Annotated in this window: 26 protein-coding genes; 15 read left to right on the top strand and 11 right to left on the bottom strand. The window is 38.8% G+C overall.

Annotation, left to right across the window (positions count from 1 at the left end; translation table 11 throughout):
• Window positions 1-26: 26 nt before the first annotated feature.
• Window positions 27-1,481, bottom strand: coding sequence for a SulP family inorganic anion transporter (locus tag N784_RS13275; protein WP_036835659.1), 1,455 nt, complete (start codon window positions 1,479-1,481; stop codon window positions 27-29).
• Between the two features lie 275 nt (window positions 1,482-1,756).
• On the opposite strand from N784_RS13275, the gene N784_RS13270 reads away from it, so the two are divergent.
• Window positions 1,757-2,179 (top strand): universal stress protein, encoded by a 423-nt coding sequence (locus tag N784_RS13270; protein ID WP_036835658.1) that lies wholly within the window; start codon window positions 1,757-1,759, stop codon window positions 2,177-2,179.
• 141 nt (window positions 2,180-2,320) lie between these two features.
• Here the strand turns inward: N784_RS13270 and N784_RS13265 are convergent, their stop codons facing one another.
• Together N784_RS13265 and N784_RS13260 are read right to left on the bottom strand one after the other, a co-directional pair.
• Window positions 2,321-3,958 carry a putative ABC transporter permease subunit gene (locus tag N784_RS13265; protein ID WP_036835657.1) on the bottom strand — a complete coding sequence of 546 codons (1,638 nt, stop codon included), beginning with the start codon at window positions 3,956-3,958 and terminating at the stop codon, window positions 2,321-2,323.
• On the bottom strand, window positions 3,951-4,676 hold the full coding sequence (locus N784_RS13260; protein ID WP_036835656.1) for an ABC transporter ATP-binding protein: 726 nt from the start codon (window positions 4,674-4,676) through the stop codon (window positions 3,951-3,953). The genes N784_RS13265 and N784_RS13260 overlap by 8 nt, the downstream gene beginning before the upstream one ends.
• Before the next feature lie 178 nt (window positions 4,677-4,854).
• Here N784_RS13260 and N784_RS13255 point away from each other — a divergent pair, with 178 nt between their 5' ends.
• The 5 genes from N784_RS13255 to N784_RS13235 all read left to right on the top strand — a co-directional run bounded on the left by N784_RS13255 (window position 4,855) and on the right by N784_RS13235 (window position 10,443).
• The gene (locus tag N784_RS13255) at window positions 4,855-5,670 is read left to right on the top strand and encodes a cobalamin-binding protein (protein WP_036835655.1); all 816 of its coding nucleotides are present in this window, start codon (window positions 4,855-4,857) and stop codon (window positions 5,668-5,670) included.
• A 215-nt stretch (window positions 5,671-5,885) separates the two neighbouring features.
• Window positions 5,886-7,502, top strand: a complete 1,617-nt coding sequence (locus tag N784_RS13250) for a long-chain fatty acid--CoA ligase (RefSeq protein WP_036835654.1) — start codon at window positions 5,886-5,888, stop codon at window positions 7,500-7,502.
• A gap of 90 nt (window positions 7,503-7,592) precedes the next feature.
• Entirely contained in the window at window positions 7,593-8,744 is a 1,152-nt protein-coding gene (locus tag N784_RS13245) for a thiolase family protein (protein ID WP_036835653.1), read from the top strand.
• A 258-nt stretch (window positions 8,745-9,002) separates the two neighbouring features.
• A complete protein-coding gene (locus N784_RS17195) occupies window positions 9,003-9,821 on the top strand; it encodes a hypothetical protein (RefSeq protein WP_332307855.1) in 819 nt (272 codons plus the stop codon).
• Window positions 9,822-9,906: 85 nt separating this feature from the next.
• On the top strand, window positions 9,907-10,443 hold the full coding sequence (locus N784_RS13235) for a GNAT family N-acetyltransferase (protein ID WP_232306023.1): 537 nt from the start codon (window positions 9,907-9,909) through the stop codon (window positions 10,441-10,443).
• A 103-nt stretch (window positions 10,444-10,546) separates the two neighbouring features.
• On the opposite strand, the gene N784_RS13230 is transcribed toward N784_RS13235, so the two are convergent.
• Complete coding sequence (locus tag N784_RS13230) at window positions 10,547-11,413, bottom strand: cation diffusion facilitator family transporter (RefSeq protein WP_036835651.1); 867 nt, start codon at window positions 11,411-11,413, stop codon at window positions 10,547-10,549.
• Between the two features lie 324 nt (window positions 11,414-11,737).
• On the opposite strand from N784_RS13230, the gene wrbA reads away from it, so the two are divergent.
• The 3 genes from wrbA (at window position 11,738) to N784_RS13215 (ending at window position 15,076) form a co-directional block, all read left to right on the top strand.
• Window positions 11,738-12,340: an NAD(P)H:quinone oxidoreductase gene (gene wrbA, locus N784_RS13225; protein ID WP_036835650.1), complete on the top strand. Its 603-nt coding sequence runs from the start codon at window positions 11,738-11,740 to the stop codon at window positions 12,338-12,340.
• A 157-nt stretch (window positions 12,341-12,497) separates the two neighbouring features.
• Entirely contained in the window at window positions 12,498-12,740 is a 243-nt protein-coding gene (locus N784_RS13220) for an IDEAL domain-containing protein (RefSeq protein WP_036835649.1), read from the top strand.
• A 401-nt stretch (window positions 12,741-13,141) separates the two neighbouring features.
• Entirely contained in the window at window positions 13,142-15,076 is a 1,935-nt protein-coding gene (locus tag N784_RS13215; protein WP_052127315.1) for a methyl-accepting chemotaxis protein, read from the top strand.
• Between the two features lie 52 nt (window positions 15,077-15,128).
• Here the strand turns inward: N784_RS13215 and N784_RS13210 are convergent, their stop codons facing one another.
• Window positions 15,129-15,749 carry an NAD(P)-dependent oxidoreductase gene (locus N784_RS13210; protein WP_036835648.1) on the bottom strand — a complete coding sequence of 207 codons (621 nt, stop codon included), beginning with the start codon at window positions 15,747-15,749 and terminating at the stop codon, window positions 15,129-15,131.
• A 123-nt stretch (window positions 15,750-15,872) separates the two neighbouring features.
• On the opposite strand from N784_RS13210, the gene N784_RS13205 reads away from it, so the two are divergent.
• Window positions 15,873-17,162: an MFS transporter gene (locus tag N784_RS13205; protein ID WP_036835647.1), complete on the top strand. Its 1,290-nt coding sequence runs from the start codon at window positions 15,873-15,875 to the stop codon at window positions 17,160-17,162.
• 163 nt (window positions 17,163-17,325) lie between these two features.
• Here the strand turns inward: N784_RS13205 and N784_RS13200 are convergent, their stop codons facing one another.
• The gene (locus tag N784_RS13200) at window positions 17,326-18,243 is read right to left on the bottom strand and encodes a zinc dependent phospholipase C family protein (protein WP_036835646.1); all 918 of its coding nucleotides are present in this window, start codon (window positions 18,241-18,243) and stop codon (window positions 17,326-17,328) included.
• A 267-nt stretch (window positions 18,244-18,510) separates the two neighbouring features.
• Between N784_RS13200 and fumC the strand changes: the two genes are divergently transcribed.
• On the top strand, window positions 18,511-19,902 hold the full coding sequence (fumC, locus tag N784_RS13195; RefSeq protein WP_036835645.1) for a class II fumarate hydratase: 1,392 nt from the start codon (window positions 18,511-18,513) through the stop codon (window positions 19,900-19,902).
• A 66-nt stretch (window positions 19,903-19,968) separates the two neighbouring features.
• On the opposite strand, the gene N784_RS13190 is transcribed toward fumC, so the two are convergent.
• Window positions 19,969-20,175, bottom strand: coding sequence for an alpha/beta-type small acid-soluble spore protein (locus N784_RS13190; protein WP_036835644.1), 207 nt, complete (start codon window positions 20,173-20,175; stop codon window positions 19,969-19,971).
• Between the two features lie 240 nt (window positions 20,176-20,415).
• Here N784_RS13190 and N784_RS13185 point away from each other — a divergent pair, with 240 nt between their 5' ends.
• Both N784_RS13185 and N784_RS13180 read left to right on the top strand, forming a co-directional pair.
• Window positions 20,416-20,616 (top strand): alpha/beta-type small acid-soluble spore protein, encoded by a 201-nt coding sequence (locus N784_RS13185; RefSeq protein WP_036835643.1) that lies wholly within the window; start codon window positions 20,416-20,418, stop codon window positions 20,614-20,616.
• Between the two features lie 65 nt (window positions 20,617-20,681).
• A complete protein-coding gene (locus tag N784_RS13180; RefSeq protein WP_036835642.1) occupies window positions 20,682-20,933 on the top strand; it encodes a hypothetical protein in 252 nt (83 codons plus the stop codon).
• 35 nt (window positions 20,934-20,968) lie between these two features.
• Here the strand turns inward: N784_RS13180 and N784_RS13175 are convergent, their stop codons facing one another.
• Entirely contained in the window at window positions 20,969-22,066 is a 1,098-nt protein-coding gene (locus N784_RS13175) for an ABC transporter ATP-binding protein (RefSeq protein ID WP_036835641.1), read from the bottom strand.
• 127 nt (window positions 22,067-22,193) lie between these two features.
• A complete protein-coding gene (locus tag N784_RS13170) occupies window positions 22,194-23,099 on the bottom strand; it encodes a PucR family transcriptional regulator (protein WP_036835640.1) in 906 nt (301 codons plus the stop codon).
• 168 nt (window positions 23,100-23,267) lie between these two features.
• Here N784_RS13170 and N784_RS13165 point away from each other — a divergent pair, with 168 nt between their 5' ends.
• Window positions 23,268-23,546: a metal-sensitive transcriptional regulator gene (locus N784_RS13165; RefSeq protein ID WP_036835639.1), complete on the top strand. Its 279-nt coding sequence runs from the start codon at window positions 23,268-23,270 to the stop codon at window positions 23,544-23,546.
• A 53-nt stretch (window positions 23,547-23,599) separates the two neighbouring features.
• Here the strand turns inward: N784_RS13165 and N784_RS13160 are convergent, their stop codons facing one another.
• Window positions 23,600-23,803: a hypothetical protein gene (locus tag N784_RS13160; RefSeq protein ID WP_036835638.1), complete on the bottom strand. Its 204-nt coding sequence runs from the start codon at window positions 23,801-23,803 to the stop codon at window positions 23,600-23,602.
• A 48-nt stretch (window positions 23,804-23,851) separates the two neighbouring features.
• Window positions 23,852-25,210, bottom strand: coding sequence for a YheC/YheD family endospore coat-associated protein (locus tag N784_RS13155; protein ID WP_052127314.1), 1,359 nt, complete (start codon window positions 25,208-25,210; stop codon window positions 23,852-23,854).
• A gap of 132 nt (window positions 25,211-25,342) precedes the next feature.
• Here N784_RS13155 and N784_RS13150 point away from each other — a divergent pair, with 132 nt between their 5' ends.
• A complete protein-coding gene (locus N784_RS13150; protein ID WP_036835637.1) occupies window positions 25,343-26,479 on the top strand; it encodes a DUF445 domain-containing protein in 1,137 nt (378 codons plus the stop codon).
• Window positions 26,480-26,541: the final 62 nt, after the last annotated feature.

The raw sequence follows: 26,541 nt of genomic DNA, 5'->3' as shown, positions 1-26,541 counted from the left end.
GTTACTTAACTTTTCCCTCTACTCGATTAGTTTTTATCATGAACAGCTAGTTTGTTGACTAGCGTTGTACTATCTTCATTAAGTCCAATGATTTCTACTTGTTTACCTTGCTCTTTAAACTTCATTAAAACCTTGTCAATCGCTCCAACAGCAGAGTCGTCCCATACGTGGGTTTGACTGAAGTCGATCACAACAGCATCGATTCCTTCTTCTTTGTAATCAAATTGAGATGGAATAGTGGAAACCGAAGCGAAGAACATTTCTCCTTTTACAATGTACATACGCTTGTTGCGTTGTTCATCGAACGTTTTCTCTACTTTGGTATTCGAAATTTTGGCTACGAAGAAAATCGCGCTTAATAGTACACCTGCAATAACACCTTTGGATAAATCGTGTGTATATACAACGGTTACTACTGTTACAATCATCACGGCAGCATCTGTCTTAGGCATTAGGTGTAGCGTCTTTAAAGAAGACCAATCAAACGTCCCGATAGAAACCATGAACATTACTCCAACTAAAGCAGCCATTGGAATTTGTACGAGAATATCCTGGAACATGACGATTAGCATCATTAAGAAGATACCGGCAACAAGTGTAGATAAACGGCCGCGCCCACCTGCTTTCACGTTGATAACAGATTGTCCAATCATTGCACAACCAGCCATACCACCAAAGAATCCTGCAACAATGTTTGCTATCCCTTGCCCGCGAGCTTCTTTGTTCTTGTCACTTGTAGTATCTGTCATATCATCGACAATTTGTGCAGTTAACAATGATTCTAATAAACCTACCATCGCAAGTGCTAAAGAATACGGGAAGATGATTTTCAACGTCTCTAATGTTAACGGTATATCTGGAATGAGGAATATAGGTAATTCAGCCACTAATTCACCCATATCACCAACCGTTTTTACGTTGACACCAGTTGTAATCGCAACAATTGTCATGACGATAATCGCAACTAGTGGTGAAGGGATCGTTTTCGTAACGAGGGGCAACATGTAAATAATCGCCAAAGAACCTACAACCATTAAATACATGTAGACGTTAGCGCCAACGAAATGTTCTAACTGAGCCATGAAAATTAAAATAGCTAATGAATTCACGAATCCAACCATAACAGATCTGGGAATGAATTTCATGAAGCGACCGACTTTTAACAAGCCAAAAATAAGTTGAATGACCCCTGTTAAAATCGTTGCTGCTAGTAAATACTCCAAACCGTGTTCTGCTACAAGGGTAACCATTAATAAAGCCATCGCACCTGTTGCAGCAGAAATCATACCAGGACGTCCACCGATAAATGCAATTACAACTGCAATACAGAATGAAGCATATAGACCAACCATAGGATCTACACCGGCAATTAAGGAAAAAGCAATTGCTTCAGGAATAAGGGCGAGCGCCACTAATACGCCTGAAAGAATATCTCCTTTCACATTACCGAACCATTCTCTTTTCATTGTTTCGATGTTCAAAACAACACCTCTCTCTTATTTTTTATAATGACTATCGACCATATCGAAAGTCTTAACCGATTGCAACGAATCAGATTATAACATGAAGTAGGAAAATCAAATAACGCCATGTAAGCGTTTTAATGTGTTGTTTTCTTTTAAAATCTATTGATTTCTTCTATTTAGAGGGTGGTAAGGTAAAAGTGACATTTTTATGTCTGAATTTTTTCCGATGGTGAATAATTGCAGAAACGTGGTATGATGGGAAAAATAAGTTTAGTGAGGTGGATAAATAGATGTATAAGCATATTTTACTAGCAGCAGATGGCTCCAAACATGCAGAAACAGCAGCAAAGCATGCAGCGTACTTAGCAAAAGGGGATTCAAATGCAAAGGTGACTGTCGTATATGTAGTAGATGCCGTATCTTCCAAACACGATGTCATTAGTAGTGGAGGAAATGGTGCCTACTTAGAAGCTGTTCGACATGAACGAATTCGACCTATTGAACAGATTCTAGAAGAGGAAGGGGTTACTTTTGAATATAAATTATTAAAAGGAGAACCTGGTCCTACTATTAACCGTTTTGCTAAAGAGGAAGAAATGGATGTCATTGTGATAGGAAGTAGAGGCTTAAACGCTATTCAAGAGATGGTATTAGGTAGCGTTTCTCATAAAGTATCACATGGTGCACCTTGTCCTGTTATGATTGTCAAATAAATAATTATGAAGAGGCGGGGACAGAAGTTAAGATATCAATGAAATTTCTGATTTTCCCAAAATAGAAAGCGCATGAAGTCAAGGTTTTTAAATGTGATTTCATGCGCCTTTTTGATTTTCATGGTTATGTCCCAACCTCTTTTATAACATATGAAAATAATGTTTTTGAATGGCCTTTTTTAATAGATGGTTGCCTAAGTAAATCGCAATGACAAGAACAACACTCATAGCAAGAAACGTTTGCCATACACCTGTGAAATACGGAAGACGCCATATAGCCAATATAGCTGCACCAAACACAAAAATTTGAATGAGGAAGCTAAGAAGCGGAATGTAGCGCATTTTAAATATTTCTTGTTCATCTGTCCAATTCAATGCAGGATAATGTAAATCTATAATTGTTCCTAAAGTGCCACTTATCCAACTTACCATGGTTACTAGAATACCCCACATCAGCAAAGGAATGGTTGGTACACCTAAGTATAGAAAGATACCACCGAGTAAAATGATGGAGATCCCTTCTATAATCCAAGCCGTTATAACTTTGCTGTATATGACAGTCTTAGGCTCTATCGGGATATAAAGGTTGGTAAACCACCACTGCCCATCTCTTGAAATCGATGATGTTGCCGTCAAGTTAATACCAAGCATAAATACAGTGATAGAAAATGTTGTTAATAAGACGTTTACTTCATTTGAACTTTGTATGAATGATGCGATGGATCCAATGCTATCATCGAAAGCAATCATCGCGACAAAGAAAACAGGCAAGAATAAACTTTGCACAATACAATTCATAAAAAAGTTAGGTGTTCGTACGATTGTTTTTAATTCTTTCTTTGTTAATGTTACAAGTGTTGGATTAGACCCTATTCTCTTTTCAATATGTTGTTTCTTTTTCCCTTTCCCTCCTTTATTAATCCCAAGCATACCTTTAAAGTACATTCGCTGTCCGATTGTAATAAATAGATAGAGTGCAAGTGCGGTTAGCACGATAAATAGAATAAGGAACAGTATCATCATCCACCACGTTGAACTAGTTAAGGTGTTGGTAGCTACATAAGCACTAGGGAATAACTTTGTGACCTGCCATACCAATTGCTCTTGCTGATTCAACCAACTACCAATTTCTTGTGACATTTGATTGGAATTCGTATTTAACCGAATGATGATATTAAAGCCAATAATGAATACTAAAGAAAAAATGCCTGCATACACTTTGGAACGGTCTTTATTTTTAGCAATATTCACGTATCGCATCCCAAGCATAACAATTAGTGCTGCAACTATGAACGGAATGATAGGAAATAGGATGAAAATAAAGATGCTCAGGCACACATATAAGATGCCGCTTCCTGTAGCCATTCCGTAAAAAATCATAGTAGGTGCTAGGATTGCAAGGTTTACCATATAAGTAATTAGTAACGGGGCGAGAGATTTTCCGATTACTAGTTGGTACGGGTGAAATGGCATTGTTAAATAGTTTTCCATGTCATCTGCAAAATAATAAGAAGAAATGACAGAAGGAATACTGAATAATACCGTAATAATGGCAGTTAAGACAAATAGTATTCCTAATATGATCGGCTCATTATCTGATGGTGCTAGTATGTATATCGATGAGCTGATAATGCTAGATAAGATATAAAGCCATATAACAATTAGTGGAAGAAACCCTAAAAAAACAAAAAAGGCATTACGTTTTGCACGCGTATCTTTAAAAAGTTCTGAAAATGATAACGTAAGAATCATTTTGGATAGTAAAAATGTTTTATTCATGATTCGTCAACTCCAAGAACATTTGCTCTAATGAACCATCAGAGGTGAATTTAGTGCGCATTTCTTCCAATGTTCCATGGAATAACAATGTTCCCTCATTAATAATGGCTACCTCATCACATAGCTGCTCAACTACTTCTAATACGTGAGTAGAGAAAAATACCGTATATCCTTTCTGGGCATGTTCTCGCATCATTTCTTTTAGAGAATAAGAGGATTTCGGGTCAAGCCCTGTTAATGGTTCATCTAAAATCCATACTTTCGGTTCGTGAAGCAATACACCACTGACAATTATTTTTTGGCGCATGCCGTGGGAATACGTTTGAATCGTGTCATTTAAAGCGTCATAAATACCGAAAGTCTTCGTGAGGTATGCTATTTTTTCTTGGCGAACATCGGAAGGCACATCATACACATCACCAATAAAATTTAAATACTCAATACCTTTTAAACGCAAAAATAAGTCAGGGCTATCTGGTACGTAGCCAAATATTTTCTTTGCTTCAATTGGATGCTTTGTAATATCAAATCCATTTATGGTGATGCTTCCTTCATCAATAGGAAGAATTCCCGTCATCATTTTAATAGTTGTGGATTTACCAGCACCATTAGGGCCGAGGAATCCGAAGATTTTCCCAGCTGGTATTGTTAAGTTGAGATTGTCGACTGCTTTTTTACTCGTAGAGAAGCTTTTCGTTACGTGATTTATTTCAATCATTTTATCCCACCTTTGCATTTTGCAAGCTTCCTTTATATACGTTTAAAAAAGACTGTTAGTTTCACATTTTGATCATATCAAACCATTTCAGTTAAATAAAGGTTCAACCGTTTTCTTTATAAGCCACAGAAATGTTATACTATTCAAAAAGTTATAGAATACATTAGGGGGGGAAAGCATGCGACTTATTTCCATTTGTCCAAGCAATACGGAGCTAGTCGGATACTTAGATTTAACGGATCAATTAGTAGGGGTTGACCAATATTCTGATTGGCCAGAAGAAGTAAGACAGTTACCACAAGTAGGTTCGGATTTATCGATTGATATGGATAAGGTAGAATCATTGCACCCTGATCTCGTATTAGCCTCCTTAAGTGTACCTGGTATGGAAAAGAATATCGAAGAGTTAAGGAAGCGGAACTTACCTTACATCGTGTTAAATCCGAATTCTTTAGAAGAGATTGCGGAAGATCTTATAACTGTTGGGGAGCATACTGGTACGTATGAAAAGGCGAAGCGTGTTGCAGAAAGATACAGAGAAATTCTAGCAAACTATCGACAAATTGCATCAGGAATCACGGATAAACCGACGCTGTATTGGGAATGGTGGCCGAAGCCTATCTTTACTCCTGGTGGAATGAATTGGTTGACAGAAATCAGTGAGCTCGCAGGCGCATTGAATGTATTCGCTTCCGATCCTCGTGCAAATGTGAAAACAGATTGGGAGGAAGTGCGCCGGCGTAATCCAGATATCATTTGTATGGTTTGGGTAGGGATAGCGGAGAAGAAAATGAACCCAGAATTGATTCGAAAGAGGCCGCAATGGGAAGAGGTGAGTGCTGTTCGTCATGACCGCATTTACACGTTGCAAGAAGCTTATTATTGTCGACCTTCTCCGAGATTGCTTATTGGCTTGCAGCAACTGGCTCAACTATTACATCCAGAACATTACCCAGAAATAGAATTATCTAAGAATAATACAGAAAATTCTTAAATATAGCAGGGATTTTACTCTAGTACGTGAAATTATAGTTAAGTAAGGTTGTTAAAAAGAGCACAAGAGATGTTTGTTGTAAGCGTTATCAAAGAAGGTGAGGGGATATAGGTACTACCTTTTTATCGAATGTCCGATTGATAAAGCCATGTAAATAAAAAGGGGTGCGAACGATCTTTGTTTACAAAAAAAACCAAATGGAGGTACGATAATATATGATGAATACACCTTTATTATTACCAATGATGATGGAGCGAGCGGAGAAGTTTTTTCCTAAGAAGGAAGTTATTTCTCGGACGCTGGATGGAATTCACCGAGTAAACTATAAAGAGCTCGGCAAACGTACGAGAAAGTTATCTCATGCACTGAAAAAGCTAGGTGTTCAAGAAGGCGAACGTGTTGGAACGCTAGCTTGGAATCACCATCGTCATCTGGAAGCATACTTTGCTATTCCAGGTATTGGAGCTGTATTACACACCATTAATATTCGCTTATCGCCACAACACGTTTCCTACATTGTAAACCACGCTGAAGATAAAGTGTTGCTCATAGATGAAGACATTCTTCCACTCGTTGAAGCTGTCCAAACTAATTTAAACACAGTAGAAGCTTACGTCATTATGACAGATAAAGACGAGCTACCTGAAACCACACTAAGCCCTGTCTATCATTATGAATCTCTTCTGAAAGATGCTGATCCAACTTATGAATTCAAAAAAGATTTAGATGAACACGCACCAGCTGGTATGTGTTATACATCTGCTACTACTGGTAATCCAAAAGGTGTTGTGTATTCACATCGTTCTATTGTGTTACACAGTATGGCATTAGGTTTAGCTGATATGGGAGGTGTTCGGGAAGCGGATGTAGCCATGCCTGTTGTACCAATGTTCCACGTAAATGCGTGGGGATTACCATTTCTCTCTGTTTGGTTTGGTACAACACAAGTCATGCCTGGTCCACAATTTACACCGAAGGCACTAGCGGAATTAATTGATACACAAAAAGTCACTATTACAGCTGGTGTACCAACTATTTGGCTCGGTTTATTAAGGGAACTTGATACAGGTCAGTACGATACGAGTAGTTTACGAGCAGTACTAAGCGGTGGTTCAGCATCTCCGAAAAGTGTGATACAAGAATTTGAATTAAAATATAATATTCCATGTATACCTGCTTATGGTATGACGGAAACGACACCACTTGCGGCAATGTCGACATTAAAAAGTTATCAAATGGATTTACCAGAGGAAGAGATTCTTAACATTCGTGCTAAGCAAGGTGTTTTGGCTCCGGGACTTGAGATGAAGGTGATGGGGAAAAACGGAGAAGTGGCTTGGGATGGAAAGGAAATGGGTGAATTATTGTTACGTGGCCCGTGGATTGCTGATGAATATTATAAGGACGAGAGAACACAACAGGCGTTTCAAGATGGCTGGCTCTATACAGGAGATGTTGTAACGGTGGATGAAGAAGGGGCTATCAAAATTGTTGACCGTACGAAAGACTTAGTAAAAAGCGGTGGTGAGTGGATTTCTTCTGTTGACTTAGAAAATACACTTATGGCACATGAGGCAGTGTATGAAGCAGCAGTTATTGCAATTCCCCATGAGAAGTGGCAAGAAAGACCTCTAGCCTGTGTCGTTTGCCATGAAGGGAAGACGGTTTCGAAAGAGGAACTGTACGACTTTTTAGCACTACAATTCGCCAAATGGTGGCTTCCAGATGAAATCGTCTTCATGGAAGAAATCCCTAAAACGTCTGTCGGAAAGTTTTTGAAACGTGCATTACGTGATAGTTTGAATGAACATTTCGCATCTTCAAAGGAGTAAAGGAAGGGGGGAGTCTCCTTTCTTTTACTCCTTCATCAAGTAAAGTCTCTGTTTCTTACATACATATAAATCAATGAGAGAAGGGTTGAAATGACACGTGAAGTTGTTATTGTTGAGGCAGTAAGAACACCAGTCGGGAAACGAAAAGGATGCTTTCGAAATATTCATCCTGTCCATTTAGCTTCTCAAGTTTTAAGTGAAGTAGTGAAACGTGCAGGCATTGAAAAAGGTTTGATAGAAGATATTGTAATGGGATGTGTTTCACCTGTTGCTGAACAAGGCTACAACATTGGAAGATTAGCAGCTCTTGATGCGAAGTTTCCTGTTGAGGTTCCAGCTGTCCAAATTAATCGGATGTGTGGATCTGGTCAGCAAGCACTTCATTTTGCAGCTCAAGAAATTTTGGCTGGTGACATGGATATTACGATTGCTGCTGGGGTAGAAAGTATGACGCGCGTACCCATTTTAAGTGATGGAAATAAGGATACGATTCCAAAGAGCGTTTATGAAAAGCACCATATCGTTCATCAAGGCGTGTCTGCAGAGTTAATTGCTGAGAAATATGGATTGAAACGACAACAATTAGATGAATATGCGTACCAAAGCCATCAACGCGCACTTTCGGCTATATCAATGGGACGTTTTCAATATGAAATCCATCCGGTTCAAGGACAAGATGAAGACGGAAACGAGCTTCTTATAGAAAGCGACGAAGGACCTCGTAATGGTACATCACTGGAAGCTTTAGCGAAGTTAAAACCTGTTTTTAAAGAAAATGGAGTTATAACAGCTGGAAATGCTAGTCAAATGAGTGATGGTTCAGCTGCAATATTGTTGATGGAGAGACAGAAGGCAAAGCAGTTAGGACTAAAGCCGAGAGCGCGTATTCTCCACCGCGTCGTTGTAGGATCCAATCCAACATTGATGCTTGATGGCGTTATTCCAGCAACGCAGAAAATACTCCAAAAAGCACACTTAACGATAGATGATATGGATCGAATCGAAATTAATGAAGCGTTCGCTCCGGTTGTGTTAGCTTGGCAAAAGGAACTTCAAGCAGATTGGACCAAAGTTAATGTTAATGGAGGAGCTATCTCGTTAGGTCATCCATTAGGGGCAACTGGTGTGAAATTAATGACGACGTTAGTACATGAGTTAGAACGTATAAATGGAAAGTACGGATTACTTACAATATGCATTGGTCATGGCATGTCGACGGCAGCAATTATTGAACGGCTATAATTAATTTGGTAAGCGTCTATCAGCCCCAGAGTTTATTGGCGTTACATTAGATATGCACGATGAAATTATCTATACCTTCCTAATTTTCGCATAAATAGGTATAATAAAAGTTAGTTATGGTATTTTAAGCAATGTGTTTGGCATTAATAGGAGTTTAAAGGATGTAGTGGCTAATTTCCTTCTTCTAGTTGTTTATCACGCGTGTGATGTTCTCGCATATAGTATAGAGAATTTATCACGGGAAGGAGATATACGACTATGTATGATCCTCGTCAAAATCAAGGATTAGATTGGTTTGGCCAAGTGTTCTTTCCAGGAGGACCAGGACAACAATCACCATTTGGCCCGCCAGGAGGACCAGGACAACAATCACCATTTGGCCCGCCAGGAGGACCAGGACAACAATCACCATTTGGCCCGCCAGGAGGACCAGGACAACAATCACCATTTGGCCCGCCAGGAGGACCAGGACAACAATCACCATTTGGCCCGCCAGGAGGACCAGGACAACAATCACCATTTGGCCCGCCAGGAGGACCAGGACAACAATCACCATTTGGCCCGCCAGGAGGACCAGGACAACAATCACCATTTGGCCCGCCAGGAGGACCAGGACAACAATCACCATTTGGCCCGCCAGGAGGACCAGGACAACAATCACCATTTGGCCCGCCAGGAGGACCAGGACAACAATCACCATTTGGCCCGCCAGGAGGACCAGGACAACAACCACCATTTGGCCCGCCAGGAGGACCAGGACAACAACCACCATTTGGCCCACCAGGAGGACCAGGACAAGGGCAACCACTAGGTCCACCTCCAGCAGTACCACCAGGGGGACAAGGGTTTGAGCAGGGATATGATCAACCAATGTTGAAAGCTGTTGATCCAGGTTCCCTTTACGGCTGCCTATATCGGTATACGTGGGTTCGATTAAATAATGGTAGAGCTTTTTGGTTCTATCCGACTTTTATAGGACGGACATCTGTTGCAGGTTATCGGTGGAGAAGAAGGCAACAACAGTGGGTATATTTCGGAATAGACACGAATCGCATCGCTACATTTCAATGCTCTTAATAATGCTAGAACGTCATCTTAGGGTGGCGTTTCTACTACTTATATAGTGACTAAGTTTTATCTATACATAGAAAGGGGTTCTATGATGCATATACGCAAAGCTACAAAAGAAGATGCACAAGCTATCGCACATGTTCATATTTATAGTTGGAAGACGACGTATGAAAATGTAGTTGAGCAACAAGATATTCAAAGTTTAACGTTGCAAAATCGTATTACTTTATGGGAAACAGTGTTGACGAAACAAATAAATGGTCAAATTGTCTTAGTTGCAGAAGAAGAGGGGAAAATTGTCGGCTTTATCTCAGGTGGAAGAGAAAGAACAAAGAATTACGGCTATGATGGAGAGATTTATGCCGTCTATATGCTAGCAGGATATCAAGGGAAAGGGTATGGCTCACGATTGTTTAAACAGTTTGTAGACATGATGCAAAAGCAAGGCTACCGCTCTCTTCTCGTATGGATATTAAGTCAAAATCCGTACCGAAGATTTTACGCCAAATACGGAGCAGAACCAGTAGAAGCGGAAGTAGTGACGATTGGGAAAGGTACGTATGAAGAAACGGCATATGGTTGGAAAGATATGAACAAATTAATGGCTGTTGTAGATGAAATATCATAAAACAGAAACAAGCTCCTCTATGAATAAGGAGCTTGTTTTTGTGCTTTATACATAGGCTGAAAAAAGCAAGCTCTTCACCTTTGTAATAGTGAGCTTTCTTTCGTTATTCGTACGGTTCTATATGGATTTGGGTATGTTTGATTTGGTGTTCTCGTTCTAACATTGCTTCGATTCGGTCGGTAATTTCGTGACTTTCGTGTACACTCAAATCACCTTCAACATGTATGGTAGCATCAACAAGTATTTGACTACCAAGGAGCCGAGCTTTAACGTCTTTTATCCGTTTTACTTCAGGGTCTTGTGCAATAGTGGTATGGATGTCATCGAGCAGCTGTTCGTCAATTCCATCTGTTAAAGCGTGGCTGGCATCTCTAAATATGTCGTATGCCGTTTTACAAATTATCAGTCCGACAATAAATCCGGCAACCGGGTCAAGCCAGGTCGCGCCAAATTGAGCACCTATGATACCTACAAAGGCACCAATACTAACTAGGGCGTCGGAGCGATTATCTTGAGCAGCTGCGTAGAGGGAATGACTATTAATTTTCTTTGATAACCTTAAATTGTATCGATAGACGATGAGCATTACGATGGCAGAACCTAATGCAGTCCATGCGGTCAACATGTCTGGATGTCGTTCATATCCTGAAAGTAATTGCTGCATGGTCGCAATAATAACTTGTATACCTACTGTAATCATAATAAATGCGGCGATAAGGGAGGCAACGGTTTCCGCTCGAAAGTGGCCATAATGGTGATCACGATCAGGAGGCTTTCTAGAAATACGCAACCCAACTAACACAGCAACGGAAGCTATAACATCTGTAATATTATTCAATCCATCTGCTCGAAGTGCTTCTGAGTTTCCAAACGAGGCAACCATTAATTTAAGAACAGATAAAATGAGATAGGCACAAATGCTTAGGATAGCTCCTTTTTCTCCTTTTTTTAATTGATCGTACTCATTCATTTACGTGACCTCCATATTCACTCTTTCTAGAAATATTAGTGTATCAAATCTTAATTAGGTGGGTCTAGAGAAACATACATTGCTTGATGCAGATGTATTGACAAAAGAGAAGGAAGTTTCCATACTACAACATTTACGTAGTTTCATTCAATATGAAAAAGGGGAAATCATGAATATCAGCCAATTACACAGTACCACTATCTCACTTATTCTATATTGTTGGCTTTATTGTTTGAAATTTTTGAATTCAATATATATACTTAAATTGCTTTCATTTACATATGCAATGAAAGCAAATTACTACCCGTTAAGGAGTGAAAAACGATGACAAAGTTAGCCGTTATTTATTACAGTTCAACTGGAACGAACTATCAATTAGCGAAGTGGGCAGAAGAAGCAGCTAAAGAGGCAGGAGCAGAGGTTCGTGTTCTTAAAGTACCTGAAACTGCTCCGCAACAAGCGATAGAAAGTAATTCTGCTTGGAAACAACATCTAGAGGCAACAAACGATGTACCAGAAGTAACGAATGCTGATTTAGAGTGGGCAGAAGGGTATATTTTTTCTATCCCAACCCGTTTTGGAAATGTACCATCACAAGTGAAGAGCTTCTTAGATGGTACAGGTGGACTTTGGTTAAATGGTAAGCTCGTTAATAAAGTAGTAAGTGCCATGTCTTCTGCTTCTAATCCTCACGGTGGTCAAGAACAAACTATTACTAATTTGTACACGACGATGTTCCACTGGGGAGCGATTGTAGCTGCACCTGGATACACAGATGCTTCTGCATTTACTTCAGGTGGGAATCCGTATGGAACGAGCGTAACAGTAGATCAGGATGGGAAGATGCAAGAGGATGTTAAAGAAGCTGTTATGCATCAAGCAAAGCGTACAGTCGATATTACGAAGCGTATTCACCGCCCGGTATAAAGGAAATGAACGAGAGGAGAACTCCTTCTCGTTTTTTTTTTATGTTTGATTTTGGTTAAAGTTGGGTAAAATAAAATCAAGAAATATTTTCAGAATATTGTTTCAATTTTAACCATAATGTAATATACTAAAAAAAAGGAACCAGGGGGTATGTTCCATGAAAAAACAAAAGGTTTCTTACCAAATCAAGAGTACCTTTATGAAAGGGAAGAAGAAAGTCACTGCCAAGAAGGAAGTAGCATTTGAATTAAAATTAGCCTCTGTCCTTGTGTTAGATGAATTATGCTACATGTGGAATAAACATCATATTGAAGCACAATTAAACGATGCCATTGATCAGCAGGATAAAGAACGCTTTATGGAATTGAGTGAATTATATAAACCGTTCACTCACGAATAAATCGCTTTAATGTGAAATAGGAAAATGTCGTGAATGATTAATAGATTAATCCTAGCACTGATTGGCGTGCTAGGATTTTGGTGTGTAAAAAAAGAATTTCCTAACATTGAATCAATACTACATTTTCCGCCTTATCTAATATAAAACTCCATTTCCTTCTCTTCTTCCAACTAATTAATACCAAATATATTAAAAATATGACATCAAAATCAATGCGAATCCACAAAATACATTTTTTAGATTTTAATAAGGTTATTGCATTCTAAAATTGATTTTATTACAAAGAAAAAGAAAAAAATGTTTACTTCGTCATAGAAAAGCTAAACGATTCGTTGTTGCTACCGATAATAAATGTTGTATTATTCGGGATTAGACTACAAAAGAGGATGGAGCGGTTTTTTATGAAAATGAAGCAAAAACTAATCGTAAGTTTTATGCTTGTTTTGCTAGCACCTAGTATCGTTATTGGAGCCATGGGATACTTTACGGCAAAAAGCACTGTAGATGAAACACTTATTAATAATGCGAGTAGCAATGTGGATTTTATTAATTCTTTTATTAATAAGACGGTAAGAACAGTGTATGAAGATGTGAATTATTTTACTGGATCGATTAACATAGATGAAGAAAAAGAAACGATGAATCAGTTTAAGCAATATCAGAAGCTTCGACCAGAAGTACTTGCTATTTATGTAGGAACGGGTGATGGGGATATTACCATTTATCCGGAGAATGATTTAGGTGAAAACTTTGACCCGAGGGAACGGACCTGGTATCAAGAAGCTGCAAGTACAAAAGAAGGAATCATCACAGAACCTTTTGTTGATGCTGGAACAGGTGAAATTATTGTATCTGTTGCGCAACAATTGCAAAGTGGCGAAGGAATTGTTGGCGTTAATATTAGTTTGACTTCGTTATCAGAAATGGTACTAGCTCAATCAATTGGTAGCAATGGCTATCCGTTTATTCTATCTAGCGAAAATAAGTATTTGGTTCACCCAACAGAAACAACGGGGGAACAGGGAGAAGGCAAATGGATAGATGAGATGATGGAGAAGGATTCCGGAGTTGTTGATTATAGTTATAGTGGAGAAGAGAAAGCATTAATCTACACGACGAATAAAATCACAGGATGGAAGATAGCAGGTTCTGTAGCAATGAAAGATATAGCGAGTCAATCAGAACCCATTTTGACTACTACGTCTGTCATCATTGTCCTTTCTATTATTGTCGGTGCAGCTGTGGTATGGTTTATTATCCGGTCTATAAACACGCCTTTGCAATTGTTAATGAGTCATGCGAAACAAATTCAACAAGGAGATTTAAGTAATAAAGTGGAGTTGAAATCCAAAGATGAATTCGGTCAGCTTGCTGTTTTATTTAATGATATGATTGATACGCTCCGGAATTTACTCATTCGTGTAAGTGAGAAATCCCAAACGCTGGCTGCAACATCGGAAGAATTTGAAGCCAGCACAAGCCAAACGAGTCAATCGTCTGAACATATTGCATCGAGCACCCAAACATTTGCTCAAAGTACAAATGATCAAACGGAGCAGGTGCAACATATGACTGAAGTTGTAAGCAATATATCGAATGGAGTACAGTCCATTTCTACTAGTTCACAGGAAGTCGCGAGTACAGCATTGCAAGCCACAGAAGTCGTCGAAGTAGGAAATCAATCAATTGAAACGACGATTACACAAATGAATCATATTAATCAAAAAATGACCGACTTAGAACTTAACATGAACCAGTTAAGCAAACGTTCAGGCGAAATAGGTGACATCATTAATGTTATTACAAGCATTACAGAAGAGACGAATTTACTTTCACTGAATGCTAGCATAGAAGCAGCGAGAGCAGGAGAGGCAGGAAAAGGATTTGCAGTTGTTGCACAAGAAATTCGTAAATTGGCAGAGGAGTCTTCTCGTTCTGCAGATCAGATTCGAGAATTAGTCCAGAACATTCAACGTGATGTACAGGATGCAACAGTATCAATGAATGAAGGGACACAAGCGGTGGATGAAGGAATTCAAGTAGTTCAAACAGCGAATCAGTCGTTTGAAGATATCACGTCGTTTGTAAGTACAGTTTCATCGCAAATACAGCAAGTGTCTGCAACTTCTCAAGAGTTGGCTACTAGAGCTGTAGAAGTGAATGGTTCTATTCAAGAAATCAAGACACACACAGAATCAAACGTTTCACAAATCGAAAGTATTTCTGCAGCAACAGAAGAACAGTTAGCTTCCATGGAAGAAGTGTCTGCAACTGCGAAACAATTATCAGATATGGCTGTGGAACTCCAATCAATGGTCGCTCATTTTAAATACTAAAGAATGTAAAGCTAGCATGACGTTTTATCGTCATGCTAGCTTTTTCTTTTAATTAATAGCAAATTCCTACCCGGCATTTAGAAAAAGAATGGCTCTTTAACGTATCCACTGCAAACTTGGCGGTATCTCCAGTTGTAATACGTTCCCCATCAATTGGAAGGAAGTGACGTTCATAGCGAACGCCTCCTTCTTCACCTCCGTCAGGTAAATAGGTTGGGCAAATAATCGTCCAATCTAAGGTGGACTGCTTCAGATGTTGATAGACAGTTGCATGTTCTTCGGCAGCAAACGTTTTCTTGCGTTTCGATTCTGCTGTTTGGTAGCGGTATTTCGTTTCCTCACATCTACTATTCAATATTCCAGCTGTTCCGATTGTAATAATACGGTTGAGTTGATGAGCGTACATGGATTGAATGATAAGTGGCATAGCTTGTGATAATGTCGTTGTCTTATCTGTACCTAAAGCAGACATAACATAATCTGCACCTTTAATTGCACGATCTACATCGACATGACTAGTGACGTCTCCATGTATAATGTTTGCAAATGGAATTAAGTTCTGTGCTTTTTGCTTGTTTCTTACGAGTGACTGGACGTGATGCCCTTGCTCGTGAAGCAGTGTGGCTATTTGATGGCCTACTCGTCCTGTTGCACCAAAAATTGTAATATTCATCATTCGTCTCCTTATTAAGTAATTGTTATGTTTGTGTAAAAATACGGAAAAAATTATGTACGACACTAGATGACTTTGCTATGCTGATTGTATATCTATTTGGAAAGTGTGGGTAAAAGGTTTATGAATAAGAAAATAATTAGAAGCTGGGCGCTTTATGATTGGGCCAATTCCGCTTTTGCCACTACAATTATGGCAGCGGTATTACCGATATTTTATACATATGTAGCGGCCTCAACCATCGACCCAACGCTTGCAACAAGCTATTGGGGATATACGCAGTCGATAGCTGTTCTTATTGTCGCTATTTTAGCACCAATATTAGGTGCTATCAGTGATTATACTGCATCGAAAATGAAATTTCTTCGATTTTTTGCCATTTTGGGTATGCTTTCTACACTTTTGTTAGTATTCGTAGATTCAGGTGAATATTTCTTTGCTTCTTTAATTGTTATTCTCGGAACAGTTGGTTTTTCAGGGGCTAACGTATTTTATGACGCATTTCTTCCTGAAGTTGCGAAAGGAAGTAACATAGACCGTGTTTCTTCTATGGGGTATGCGTTAGGCTATTTTGGTGGTGGAATCCTGTTAGCGATTAATTTGTTCATGATTCAAAATCCGAGCTGGTTCGGTCTAGCATCAGAAACTGCGGGAACGAAGCTTGCGTTTGTAACCGTCAGTATATGGTGGTTTGTTTTTTCTATCCCATTGTTTACAAACGTTAAAGATCATACACTTACAGAACATAAACCACGCCCTACATCGTATGTGAAGCTAGGTTTTAGTAGAGTTGGTCGTACGTTTAAAGAAATTAATCAATATAAACAATTAACACTCTTTCTAGTTGCATTTTGGTTATATAATGATGGAATTTCTACCATTATCGTTATGGCTACGAGCTACGGTGCTTCGATTGGAATTGGTTCTTCTCATATGATAGCAGCCTTACTTATCACTCAATTTGTTGGAATTCCTTGTACGTTCTTATTCGGTTGGTTAGCGGAAAGAATAACAGGTAAGAAAGCTTTGTTATTCTCCTTATACGTGTACGTTGTTATTATTTTACTAGGTTTCTTTATGACTTCTGCGGTTCACTTTTATATTCTAGCTACTCTAGTGGGTGTTGTACAAGGTGGTGCTCAAGCACTTAGTCGTTCACTATTTGGCAAAATGGCTCCACCTGATCGACACGCAGAATTCTTCGGTTTCTTCGGCATCTCTTCTAAATTCGCGGCAATATTTGGACCATTTCTATTCGCAACAGTAGGAGCTTTGACTGGCTCTAGTCGAATGGGTATATTATCGATTTTATTGTTTTTTATTGTTGGAGTTATATTGCTTCATAAAATTGATGTTCATAAAGGGATAGAAGAAGCGGAAAACGCAACGAATCATAAGCTAGCAACACGATAAAGCATTACTATGAATAGTGGAATAACTTAGAGAATCGAGCAGGAAAGCTGTCTATGTGGTTTACCTGCTTATTTTGTTATAAATGGCGCGGTGTTTGTAAAAAAGAAAGCTCAGAGTTGTGAGTTCTGAGCAATGATTATCATAGTAATGCAGTCTTGTACGTTTATATAATGGGATTACAATATTGATTCTTTAAGTTTAAATGAAGCGGTTTGCCTGTGTCATAACACCGGTTATCAATTAGTAATGTTAATGTGTTTTTTTTGTTCGTTGTCGGAGCTCTCCAGTATCTGCACAGTTCGTCAATCACTTCTATTCCTTCCGCTCTAGCTTGTTCGTATAAGTCTAAGAAGCTTTCTGTTTGCTCTTCGTTGGTAGCAGAATGGTGCCAAGTACGATGCTGTTCGTTTAAATAGTCTAGTTCTTTTTTTATTGGTTGGTGGGAAAATGATGAGACGAGTGAACCTAATAGTGCATTTTTCCAACCGTACGGATCAAAAAGTATATGCAAGGCTTGTTTCATGTCTTTGTATGAAGCTTTAATATAATTCGTTGGAACGTTTTTATGTTCATCTGGATAATAAAATGCGATTAACTTATTTAGAAGTTCCTCGATTTCCTTATCTAAGGTGGAACCTACATTGATCTCTTTATAAACGGGTGATTTCCATGTTTTCATATGTCGGTACCGTTGCATCATGATCGTGTCAATAATTACTTCAAATGCTTGGTGTTTGTTTTTCTCATAGCCTGCAAAGTAATTAATGAATGGATGAGTGTTTCGGTCTAGAATATGATGCGTAACAAATCCGGTAACGTAAGCTTTCGTTTCATCCGATTGATTAGCTGCTTCTTCAATAAGAGAGATTAAAAAAGGACCACAATGACGATAATGTAGCGCATTTCCTATTTCGTGTACACGAGTATCCTTTTGCCATGGTAGGAAATTGTGATAAAAGAAAGGGTCTGGTCCTTGAGCTCCTAGATTAAGGTAAGGTTGAACTGCATTTAATTGTTGGGGGGCGTTTATAGAGTCCATAACGTCCTCACAAAATAGTATGTGTGTCCAAATATTTGGCATAAGGGAATCCTTCTTTCATTCATGATAGAGTACAGTGTGAGTGTATTCTGAATATGTAACTGTGCATCATTACCTATTATATAGGAAAAGAAACGCCTATTGTGGGTCATTTTAGTAATATATTGTGAATAGTCATAAGTGATATTTCTTCTACAGGCAGGAATGTTATAATAAATAGCGAAAGAATACAAGTGGTAGCATTCACCACATTTAAAATGTAAGCGCATCACAACGCTATATGTGATGACAGAAAGGAGAAGGGGTAAGATGGAATATCGTACGGAGAAAGATACACTAGGAGAAATAAAAGTACCTGCAGACAAATATTGGGGGGCGCAAACGCAGCGAAGTGTTCAAAATTTCCCAATAGGTCAAGAGAAAATGCCGAAAGAAGTCGTGCACGCATTCGCTATTTTAAAGAAAAGTGCAGCGAAAGCCAACAGTGAACTAGGGCTTCTTGAAAAAGAAAAAGCGAACGCAATTGCGATAGCGGCAGATCGCATTGTAAATGGTGAATTAGAAGAACATTTTCCGTTAGTTGTATGGCAAACAGGTAGTGGAACGCAATCTAACATGAACGTCAATGAAGTGATAGCTCACGTAGGTAACGAATGGTTAATAGAGCAAAACAAGGAAATAAAGCTGCATCCAAATGACGATGTGAATAAATCCCAAAGTTCAAATGATACGTATCCAACTGCCATGCATATTGCGGCAGTACTAAAAGTAGAAAAGGAAGTATTACCAGCATTAGAAGCAATGAAAGTAACGCTCAAAGAGAAGATGGAAGCCTTTTCAGATATTGTAAAAATTGGTCGTACACACTTACAAGATGCAACACCATTAACGTTAGGACAAGAAATTAGTGGTTGGCACAGAATGCTAGAGAAAACAGAAGCAATGTTGAAGGAAAGTCTTACATATGTGCGTGAACTAGCGATTGGTGGTACAGCAGTAGGAACAGGGTTAAATGCCCACGTTCATTTCTCAGAGATGGTATGTAAAGCTATTAATGAGGAAACGAATGAAGCGTTTACTTCTGCTTTGAATAAATTCCATGCTTTAACGAGTCATGATGAGCTTGTGCATTCGCATGGGGCGCTTAAAGCGTTAGCGGGTGACTTAATGAAGATTGCCAATGATGTGCGCTGGTTAGCTAGTGGTCCTCGTTGTGGAATTGGAGAAATTACAATTCCTGCCAATGAACCGGGGAGTTCGATTATGCCTGGAAAAGTAAACCCGACGCAAAGTGAAGCTGTAACGATGGTTGCAACACAGGTAATGGGAAATGATGCGACGATTGGCTTTGCAGCTAGTCAAGGTAACTTTGAATTAAATGTATTTAAACCTGTTATTGCTTATAATTTCTTGCAATCATGTCAGCTATTAGCTGATGCCATGCATTCGTTTAATGATCGATGCCTCAAAGGGTTAGAACCAGATCATGAGCAAATCAATCAGAATTTAAATGATTCATTAATGTTAGTAACAGCTTTAAATCCTCATATCGGGTATGAAAATGCTGCGAAAATTGCCAAGTATGCCTTTGAACATAAGCTTACTTTAAAAGAAGCTGCTGTTCAAACAGGTAATTTGACTGAAGAACAATTTGAAGCGTACATTGATGTGCAAGCGATGACAAAGCCTAATGCTAAATAATGTAATAAATAACCCCCTCAAGGATTTTATTCTTTGAGGGGGTTAGCCATGATTTATTTTATCTCTTTATTGATTCGGTTGTTGGCTGCTATATTGTTGTTCAGCCATTTGTACTAGTCGTTTCGTGATTTCGCCACCTACAGATCCGTTTTGACGGGAAGTAGAATCAGGACCAAGCTGTACGCCGAATTCCTGTGCAATCTCATATTTCATTTGATCGAGAGCTTGTTGTACACCAGGTACGACAAGCTGATTAGAGTTATTGTTCGCCATAACAATTCACCTCTTTTTTATTTTGGTGGTGGGCTTTTGCTGGATTTGCACCAGAATAATAAGCCCGCAATATATAATTTATTTACAGTTGTATTATGTGATATATGTTGAGGGTTATAACCGGTAATGTTATCCACTGCATTGTTTCACGACCAATAGCGATAAAAATTGGCAACTTATTTTTGTGATAATGCTTGAGCATCCTGGTGATAATAAGTTCACACAGGAGGTGAAAAACAAATGGCTTATAATAATTCAAATCAATTAGTAGTCCCTGGAGTTCAACAAGCATTGGATCAAATGAAATACGAAATTGCTCAAGAGTTTGGGGTTCAATTAGGTCCAGATTCTACGTCTCGCCAAAATGGTTCCGTAGGTGGAGAAATTACAAAGCGTTTAGTACAAATGGCGGAACAGCAATACAGCGGACAACAATCATAATTAAATACGGAATGGCTGAAGGGAGAATGTATCGTCATTCTCCCTTTCCGTGATGGAGGGAAGAAATGTTTATATGCCCTGTGTGTAATGGTTTGCAATCGTTACAAATGCAATGTTTAAATTGTAATCAAATAATGAACAACCAAGGTCGTGTCGCGGATTATTTTGATGAATATAGTCCTTATTTACAAGATGAAGGGCTGAAGATGATAGATGGGGATAGTTGTTCATCGCTAAATCATACATGTGTTCATTTGTTATACTGCTTTAACTGCGGCAACGAACAAAGTTATGCAATTGAAGAAAACAATACATAGAGGCCATTTGTCATGAGAAACAAATGGCCTTCTTCTTATCTTATTCTGCTTTCTGTTTCGTGATCGAAGAAATGCACTTTATTCATGTCGATAGCGAGGTCGATGGATTGACCACTGTCAACATCAGAACGAGAATTGACACGTGCAACAAATCCTTGTCCATTGATAGAAGAATACAAGTATGATTCTGATCCCATTAATTCTGCTACATCAATGTTCGCTGTTAATTTGCTCTCTTCCATAGAATTAATAACAACGAGTTCATCGTGCATATCTTCAGGACGTACGCCTAAAATGACACGTTTGCCAACGTAGTTTTGGTCACGAAGAACTTTCATTTTACCTTCAGGCACTTTCATTTTTAAATCATCCATTTTGAAATAGCCGTCCGACAGATTTCCGTAAAAGAAGTTCATAGCTGGGGAGCCGATAAACCCACCGACAAATACATTTTCTGGATTGTCATACACATCTTTTGGACGTCCAACTTGTTGAATAACCCCATCCTTCATGACGACAAGACGGGTGGCCATCGTCATTGCCTCTGTTTGATCATGTGTGACGTAAATTGTCGTTGTTTGCAAGCGTTGGTGCAACTTTTGGATTTCTGCTCTCATTTGTACACGAAGCTTTGCGTCAAGATTCGATAACGGCTCGTCCATCAGAAATACTTTTGCATCCCGAACAATGGCCCGACCAAGTGCAACTCGCTGACGTTGACCTCCAGACAATGCTTTTGGTTTTCTATTTAAATATTCTTCAAGACCTAGGATTTTAGCTGCTTCTTGTACACGACGATCTATTTCATCTTTTTTAAATTTACGAAGTTTTAAGCCGAAAGCCATGTTATCATAAACGTTCATATGAGGATATAAGGCATAGTTTTGGAATACCATAGCAATATCACGATCTTTCGGTGGAACATCGTTCATGCGTTTGTCATCAATGAAAAAGTCGCCACCAGAAATTTCCTCAAGGCCAGCAATCATACGAAGGGTTGTTGATTTACCACAACCTGATGGACCAACGAAAACGATGAATTCTTTGTCATTAATATGTAGGTTGAAGTCTTTTACAGCTGTCACCTTTTTATCGTAAACCTTTTCAATTTTATTCAGTATCATTTCAGCCAATAAATTCCCCTCCAAATAGAAGCGTTTGATTTCATTACAATCAGTTTATCGAATTCTTTGGATTAGTAGTATAGGTAACGTGCACAATTTTTGTAAGCGTTTTTGTACACGGTGCCTATTCAAGCTTTTATTGCCTATGCATGAGTGCTAAATAGGTGATGCTTGCACCTTGAAACTTTCTTACATCAACACCAGTTTTCCGTATGAACTTGTCAATTCGATACTGTAAGCTGTTACGATGCATATATAATTGTTTCGCCGCTAATGTGGCATTGGAATTACAACTAAGAAATACCTTGACTGTATGTAATAATGCTTCATCCTCTCGAACCTTCTCCAGTATGGTATGCACAATAAATTCACTATCACTTGCAGCTAAGGAACTTGTATATAACATAGGAATGACGTCTTGATACATTGCGATTCGTTTCGTTTGTTTCTTGCAAGCGAGCTTAAAGCATCTTTCTCCCCATCGATAGGCAGTTTGAATCATTGCTGTTGCTTCATAGTAGGGGCTAATATATAACTGGAGTGTGATAAGAAAATCACTCATTAATACGTCTATAATGTGCTCAAACGTATATCTTTCTTCTTGGGGAGCGCTCCACTCTTCGATAATGAAACCTTGCTGCTTGTTTAACCATAAAAGCGGCATACGTTTCGGAAAGATAGATTGCATAGCTTCTTGGAAATGATGAACGTCTAGTTCTTCTCCATTCTCCAACGAAAAGAAAATATAACGAAACTGGTTTGGAAGTGGTTCTTTGCTATCGATGGGATTGTTTCCCTCACTTTTATATATCCAGTTGTACCAACATTGTTCACGATAGGTTAAGGTTGTTGAATGGACGTCCGCTACTGTTAAAAAAGTAGAAAGTAGTTTTGTTTCTTTTTCATTTAAAGATGTAAGTGGGAAGCCTATTAGTTGCCCGCTCTCTGTTTTATACCATCTATATTGACTGTCTCGTTGCTGATCAGATGTTGAAGCGTGTATCATGTCAGGGTAGATGGCTCTTAAAGCTTCTAGTGTCATGATCTATCCCTCCTGTTATGGATAACTATACGTAGTATTATATCAGTACAGCACGTGATGCCGTAAGCTTTAGCTTTTTAAAATGAAGATCATATAGTATAATAACAAGTAACTATTACTGAAAATGTAAGGCGATATAGAGGACACCTTGAGAAGGGGGTACAAACAATGGAACCAACAGAAATAGATCAGTATTCTCAAGATATGAAAAATCGACTAAGGAGAATTGAAGGACAAATTCGCGGCGTACTGAAGATGATGGAAGAGGAAAAACAATGTAAAGATGTAATTACGCAATTATCGGCAGCACGTTCAGCTATTGATCGTTCGATTGGATATATTGTCGCTAAAAACTTAGAAACGTGTATCCGTGAATCAAATGTCAATGGAGAACCGACTGATGAATTGATTCAGCAAGCAGTGCAAATGATTGTAAAGAGCCGTTAAGTTAAAATAATCTAGAAGAAGTCCTAGCACTTTTATTCGTGCTAGGACTTCTTTTAAGAATCTTCATCGCTATGAATGTTCTTATCTGCCGGAAAAGGTTCTCCGTTTGTAGGTAAATCTCGGGCTTCCTCGATTTGCGTGCTGTTATAATAAGCCGGAATCGAACCTCCTGCTAATCCTTCATTAATCATTCGATCCACGTCTAGTTCCACAGCATTTCGACCTTCGTTTTCAAGGTCCTTCTTCCCTTTAGGCATGTTTCTACCTCCTTTCTTTTTATTATTTCCGGAAAATGAAGAGCTATGTTAGGAAAAGAGCGGTTCTTTCTTTAGGTGGAAAATGGCTTGTTGTAAATACGTAGCGAATTGATATGGATACGTTAATATAACAGATTGTTGTTGTCGGTAAAATGGATGTTCAAAAATAGCATATCCAGGCTTAGAATTCACTTCAAATAACCATATTTCACCTTCTTCATCAATCCCGAAGTCTAAACCTAATTCTCCTAAGGGGGTTTTACTCTGGTGGTGTAATGTGTTGCTGACAAGCAAAGCGGCACGTTCTAGTTTGTTAAATATTACTTGGCTCTCTGAATCTGCGTAAATGTCAGTTAACGTATGGACGGAACCGCCACGTTGAACGTGTGTAGTTAAACTTCCTTTACCAGCGAATTTACAACATACGACAGATACTTCCCATTCATTCTTTTCATTCTTATTTGTGTGAACTCGGTAATCAATCGGTGTAGAACGGATGGTTTGGAGTGCAATGGCTGGTTGGACGATATAGCCAGCTAAGCCATTTGGGAATTGTTGTTTCATCAATTGATCAAAGTGATAATAACGGTTGTGGACTTTCTTTTCATCGACGTAATAGGAACATTCGATGGCTTCTAGTTGTGTGAGTAATGTACATTTTTTTATACCGATTCCTTTGCTCCCATGGATTGGTTTAATGTACACACTTCCATGCTTTTGGATCATGTCAAATAATTTATCACTAGATGGGTGCAGAACGGTTGGTGGTAGCAAATGGGCAACGCCTTGTATGCGGATAAGTTGATCATATATTTTCCATTTGTTGAAGAATCCTTCATTAAACCATTGACTATGAAGCTTAAGCTTTCGTTTTGCTTCATGGACAGAAGGATGATGTTCTACTTGGCGGTTTGGAATGCGATCGTAAATGATATGAGGAATTGGAAAAGTTTGTCGCTGCCATTTACTATCATGAAACGTGAAAGCATTTATAGTGTTTGCTTCCCAATTTATATGCTGATAGCCGAAAAAGGCTGTTTCCCATCCGTATGCTTCACCAGCTTGTGCCATATTTTCCATGACGGCGGTTCGTTCACCGAGAGGTCTCGAGGATGAAGAATCAAAGCCTGCTGTAAACACGCCGAGATAAGGTTGTATGATAAGCTGTTCTCCTTGCACGTAGCAAGTAGAAAGGGAAAGGCGTTCTATGTGAAGTTTGTTGATTATTGATTGCGACAAATATATAGTGGCGTCGTTTTTCTGGTGTGTCATTACTTCTATTGCTTCTTCTTTAATACCGAAATAGATTGCTTGTACATGCTTGAAAGATCGATAGGCATCCATCGGGACAATGATTCTGTTTTTGTGACTCTCATAACTGCGAAGATTAAATTGGAAACATTCCATATTGCCTGCCTCCTGTCATTCTATTTCTTTATCATTGTATGATAGAAATGAATACATCATGCCCTCTTTTATTTGGGGATTGTTTTCGTTATACTATGTGATTAGGAAATGATAATAAAAGAGGTTGAGAATATGGATACATTTTTCATAATTGTTATGATGATTGTGATTGGAGCGCTCATTGGTGGTATGACAAATTCTTTGGCAATTAAGATGCTATTTCGGCCATTTGAACCGAAGTTTATTGGTTCATTTCGTGTTCCATTTACGCCTGGTCTTATACCGAAACGTCGTAACGAATTAGCAGAGCAATTAGGACACATGGTTGTCGAGCATTTGATCACTCCAGCAGGACTCCGCCGAAAGTTTATGGATGCATCTTTCCAAAAGCAAATGGTGGATTGGGCAAAGGAAGAAGTAAATCGTTTATTACGTTCCGAACAATCCCTTAAAGCGTTTCTTGAAGATTATGACATCCCTGTTGATGAGCAGAGGGTAAAAACGTTTGTCTATCAGTTTACGTTGAAGCAATATGAAGTGCAAATGGAAAATCGTCGACATGAAACGTTACAAAGTGTACTTGGGGCGGAATTAACGAATAAGGGAAAAAATCATATGCACGATGTTAGCACCTATATGTTAACGCAGCTAGATGCATATATCTCTAGTGCACAAGGGAAGCAGAAGTTAAGTGGGTTAGTTGAGCAATATTTAGGGGGACAAGGCTTTCTAGGGAATATGGTAGCCTCTTTCCTCGGGAATGAAGGAATTGCGGAGAAGATTCAACCAACATTAAGTAAGTATATTAATTCCTCCGAGGCACAACAATGGTTAACGTCTTTACTTGAAGAAGAGTATGATAAGTGGATTGGCAAAGAGGTGCACTATTTCGAGAGTAAGATAGGCGCAAGCAACATAGCGGATTGGATTGCTACCATGGTTTCTACATCGCTACCTATTCAAGGGTGGATGGAGCGTTCCATCGCGGACCATATGCAGGTCGTTCGTCCATATGTCGTTCAAACCTTTGTACCTAAAATCATTCATCACATGGGTGGCTATTTAGCTGACCGCATTCCGGAAATCATGCAGAAACTTCATTTATCCGACATTGTGAAGCAAGAAGTACAATCATTCTCTGTTGAGCGATTAGAGGAAATGGTTTTAAGTATATCTAAAAAAGAATTTAAAATGATCACTTACCTCGGTGCTCTTCTCGGTGGTCTCATTGGCTTCGTTCAATCGCTAATTGTATTATTTTTAAGTTAAATATTTCTTGCATTGCTATACACAGCTTTATACGTTTGTTATAGTGTTAGAGAATGATTTAT

Origin of the sequence: Pontibacillus litoralis JSM 072002 (genome assembly GCF_000775615.1) — a bacterium.
Taxonomy (GTDB): Bacteria; Bacillota; Bacilli; order Bacillales; family BH030062; genus Pontibacillus; species Pontibacillus litoralis.
The sequence above is the reverse complement of the archived record's forward strand: the minus strand, read 5'-3'. Positions and strand labels throughout refer to the sequence as shown.